Raw genomic sequence first — 1,112 nt, forward strand, 5'->3', positions numbered from 1 at the left:
GACCATATTGATCAGGCTATCGATTTTGTCTGTGCCTACACGGATTGAAACGCTTTCAGGCTTACTTTCCTTTTTAACAGGCGCTGGCGCTTTACTCGCTTTCTCAACACTGGCACTAGATTCAACACTCGACTTAGACGCGGGCACATCTTCTGTCTTAACTGCTGAAACACCAACCGCAGCTTCAGCAACAACCGCTGGCTCTGCTGCTTCAGCATTTACCTCAGACTCTTCAGAAGCTTGCGAATCAATTTTCTCAATTCGAATATCCGAGTCATCAACGACCCACTCAAAGACTTCGTCTATTTGAGCTCTTTCGGCATCACCCTTAAGTACAATATTCCAAGCTAGATAGCATGCTTCGGGGTCTAGCGAGCCAAGTTCTGGCAGCTCATCAACAACACTGGAAACCTCGACTTCACCCAACTCAGACAGTTCACGATATTAGTAAGAGTCTTGAAAAGAAAGTTGAGCTTGTTCTGCTTGGTGAGCAAACTGAACTGGATAAAACAGTGATGGAAAGAATAGGCGACCCTCTTGTTCACCTTGTTCGAAACTCACTTGACCACGGTTTAGAGTCGCCAGAAGCGCGTCTTGCCGCTGGCAAAGATGAAACCGGTAAGATTACCCTTAACGCATTTCACCAGGGCGGTAACATTGTTATTCAGATTATTGATGACGGTGCCGGCCTCAATGAAGATCGAATTTTATCGAAAGCAATCGAAAACGGTCTTGTTTCGCCTAACGATCATCTTGAACCAGAGCAAATTCACGACTTAATTTTCCAGCCTGGATTTTCAACTGCTGCAGAAGTTACCGATATTTCGGGGCGTGGCGTTGGTATGGATGTTGTGCGCAGAAATATACAGGACTTAAATGGTTCGGTCGAGGTTGAGTCGACTCCAGGCAAGGGGAGTATGTTCTCGATACGCTTGCCACTGACTCTGGCAATTTTGGATGGTCAGCTAATTCGTGTTGGTCAGCAGGTATATATTTTTCCTTTGGTATCTATTGTCGAATCGATTGAGTCTCAGGATCAGATGATACATCGCGTTTCTGGTGGCTGTGACGTCCTTCGCCTTCGAAACGAATATGTTCCGATTATTCGCCTT

At 45.8% G+C, this 1,112-nt stretch carries 1 protein-coding gene and 1 pseudogene; one reads left to right on the forward strand and one right to left on the reverse strand.

The window, feature by feature from the left end:
* Positions 1–426: pseudogene (locus tag A3761_RS03625) on the reverse strand (hypothetical protein); the annotation flags it as partial.
* An 89-nt stretch (positions 427–515) separates the two neighbouring features.
* On the opposite strand from A3761_RS03625, the gene A3761_RS03630 reads away from it, so the two are divergent.
* Positions 516–1,112, forward strand: a 597-nt coding sequence (locus tag A3761_RS03630; protein ID WP_231881146.1) for a chemotaxis protein CheA, incomplete at its 3' end; no start/stop codon positions are given.

The organism is Oleiphilus sp. HI0123 (genome assembly GCF_001635315.1).